Annotated in this window: 3 protein-coding genes; all 3 read left to right on the top strand. The window is 32.5% G+C overall.

Annotated elements, in window-relative coordinates; genetic code table 11:
* The first annotated feature begins 446 nt into the window (after window positions 1-446).
* Window positions 447-896 (top strand): RsfA family transcriptional regulator, encoded by a 450-nt coding sequence (locus BN3107_RS00015; RefSeq protein WP_058305613.1) that lies wholly within the window; start codon window positions 447-449, stop codon window positions 894-896.
* Between the two features lie 174 nt (window positions 897-1,070).
* Complete coding sequence (locus tag BN3107_RS00010; RefSeq protein ID WP_058305612.1) at window positions 1,071-1,457, top strand: DUF3397 domain-containing protein; 387 nt, start codon at window positions 1,071-1,073, stop codon at window positions 1,455-1,457.
* Between the two features lie 105 nt (window positions 1,458-1,562).
* Window positions 1,563-3,185 carry a bacillithiol biosynthesis cysteine-adding enzyme BshC gene (bshC, locus tag BN3107_RS00005; protein WP_058305611.1) on the top strand — a complete coding sequence of 541 codons (1,623 nt, stop codon included), beginning with the start codon at window positions 1,563-1,565 and terminating at the stop codon, window positions 3,183-3,185.
* The last annotated feature ends 132 nt before the right edge of the window (window positions 3,186-3,317 follow it).

Raw genomic sequence — 3,317 nt, 5'->3', positions numbered from 1 at the left:
ATGGGAGCGCTGTATGTACAAAAACGAATCAATAGGAAAATAGAGAGAATAAAACGATAGTTGTAGCCTTTTATGTTTTTATGAGAAGTGTACTTTCTTGGTTTTTCTTAAATTGACGGCTATGAGACGCGCCCCCTGGAAAGCGAAGTGGGCAAGCCGTAGCGGTTACTACACACATACATCATGTCAAAATTCCCATCAGGTTATGTCGCATAATTCTACTTTTGTGTATTAAAAAAGGTTGGAGGGTTTGAGTGTTTAATTAGTTTTTCCTCTGTATCACATGTTATATTTTCATTTTTGTATAGTTTGGATCTATTTTGCAAGTGAAAATAAAGAGATTGAAAGGAAAGAAGTTGATTGATTTTTCTGTTTTTATATGAACAATATGTCTATCTCTTCTACTAGTTGCATAAATTGATAACAAGGATTAGGAGGTGGAGATTGTGCAAGGAAACCGTCAAGATGCTTGGACCAATGATGAGGATATTTTATTAGCAGAAACCGTATTGCGCTATATTCGAGAAGGGCAAACACAATTAGAAGCTTTTAGGGAAGTAGGTGAAAAACTATCGCGTACTTCTGCAGCATGTGGATTTAGATGGAATGCAACACTAAGAAAACAATATGAAGAAGCTATACAGCTTGCTAAAAGAAATCGAAAGAAAATAACATTAAAGACAACCGACACTTTTGAAAATAACACCATCGAACAACCAAACATTCACGAGGTCATTCAGACATTAGAAAAATTGCAAAACTTTTATCAGCAAATCGATCATAGAGAAGAATTACGTAGCGTACTTGATGAAAATAAAAAAATAAAAGAAGAATTGCAAAATTATCGTGAATTTGCTCAAGTCGTTCATCAAGCATTTGAAAAGCTTTCGGATTAATTCATATTACTTCTTTAGAAAAATCTATCAAAACGCCTCATCATTTTTAGATGGGGTTTTTATATTTTTGTGTTTTAAGGTATGCACGAGTGCAAAAGTCTTATATAATTATTATGTATATGACCAAAAGTAATGGTATAAAAGTAATTATTACATCAGAAGTGAGGTTAACTTATGCTAGAAAGTTTATCTTATATATTGGCATTCATGATTACCCTACCATTCTTAATCACTTATATTGTCTATTTACTATCATATAAGACATTAAAAAAGAAATGGTATTCCATACACTTAGCTGTCAACACAACTACTATTTTATATATTATTTCAGTTGGCACGATTATTTATGCTCTGTTTTCTATTAACCCATTTGGTTACATCATTATTCTTTTATTATTTATTCTCATTTTTTGTATTTTTGTCCATTGGAAATTATATACAGATATCATTTTTTCGCATGTATGGAAAAGGTTTTGGAAAGTAACATTCTTATTATTTTTTACATTACATTTCATATCAATGTTGTATGGATTATTTTATAATATTACCTTGGTTTTATAAGTTCAATAAAATTTCTAAACAAATTATGTGCTTTTATCGTTGCTATTATGTACAATACTAGTGGATTACAATTGTACATATTGAAAATAAAGGGGCAGTTCATTAATGCGTATCGAATCCAAAAGACTCGATTTACATAATAAATTTATTCATGAATACGAACAACAAAATACATCTTTATTAGACCATTTTGATTATAATCCCTACGAAAATAACGTTTTTGAAAAGCGAATTAGTGATCTGAAGGAACAAAACTTCGATCGGGATGCATTAGCAAATGTCTTATACAAATTAAATCTTAAGTGGGATGCGGATAGGTCAACATTTAAGAGCATCGAAAGTTTGCGTGATCAAAACAGTGTAGTAGTAATAGGGGGGCAACAGGCAGGTATTTTATCTGGTCCACTTTACACAATAAATAAGATAATCTCGATCATTTCATTAGCAAAACAACAAGAAGCAGAGCTTGGGGTACCCGTTTTACCTGTTTTCTGGATAGCTGGTGAAGATCATGATTACGATGAAGTGAATCATATCTATCTTCCAAATGTTTCTGATCTTACAAAAATTTCCTTGCAGGATGATTATTCTGAAAGAGTTTCTGTGTCGAATCGATCTTTAAGTGCAAGTGATGCGACTAACTGGCTAAGAGATATTTTTGGTCAGTTAAAAGAAACCGCTTATACAAAAGATTTAGTAACTAATGTGGAACAGAATCTGCATAAAGCTGATACATTTGTTGATTTTTTTGCTTTGTTTATTCATCAAATTTTTAAAGATACTGGATTAGTTCTCATAGACTCGGGTGATAAAAATGTTAGAGAGTTGGAATCATTGCATTTCGAAGAAATGATACTGAAACAAGCTATGATTAACGAAGATGTTTATAAATCTTTGCAATCGATGAGAACAAAAGGTTACCATGTTTCGGTTGATGTAAATGAGCATGACGGTCACTTATTTATTGAAGAAAACGGAGAACGAATCTTACTGCAAAAAGAACAAAATTTATGGGTGGGTAAAAATAATGAGTGCCAGTATACAGAAGCAGAACTGTTGAGTGTTGCGAGAGAGACACCAGAAAGGTTAAGTAATAATGTGGTAACGCGTCCTTTAATGCAAGAAAAACTATTTCCGACATTAGCTTTTTTTGCTGGGCCAAGTGAGGCTGCTTATTGGTCGATACTTAAGAATGCGTTTCATCATTTATCGATGAAGATGCCACCAGTTCTGCCTCGAGTATCCATTACTTTAGTTGATCAAAAAGTATCGAAACTGGTGAATAAATACAGTATGTTGATGGAACAGGTTTTAAATAAAGGTGTGCAATCAAATAAACAAAACTGGCTCAAATCCCAATCACATACACCTGTTGAAGAAATGGCGGATCAGTTTAAAGCGCTGATTAAACAAGGACATACACCTATGAAAGAAATCACTACTGATTTGACAAATGATATTTCACAATTTGCTGATAAAAATTTGGAATTAATTTTAGCTCATGTTGACCAATTAACGAATCGAATCAACCGAGAGTTTACACAAAAATATGATGTTCACCTCAAAGAATTTGATTATGTGCAAATGCATGTAAGACCATTCGATGGATTACAAGAAAGAGTATGGAATATTATCTATTTCCTTAACCTCTATGGTGATAATTGGTTAAAAGAAATAAATGAATATCCGTTCGATTGGAAAAAACAACATTATATCGCGTATTTATAATTGAGAAAAGGGGCTGTCGCAAAATGCAGAGTATGCATTAGACGACAGCTCTTTTTTCCATTGGATTGTGTATTTAAGGTCGATCCTTTTTATTTCGGTTGGGTTGTTTGGTAATAATAGGATAATAGAACG

The sequence above is a fragment of the Gracilibacillus massiliensis genome (assembly GCF_001458115.1).
Lineage (GTDB): Bacteria > Bacillota > Bacilli > Bacillales > Amphibacillaceae > Gracilibacillus > Gracilibacillus massiliensis.
This window is presented reverse-complemented; position numbering and strand designations above follow the sequence as displayed.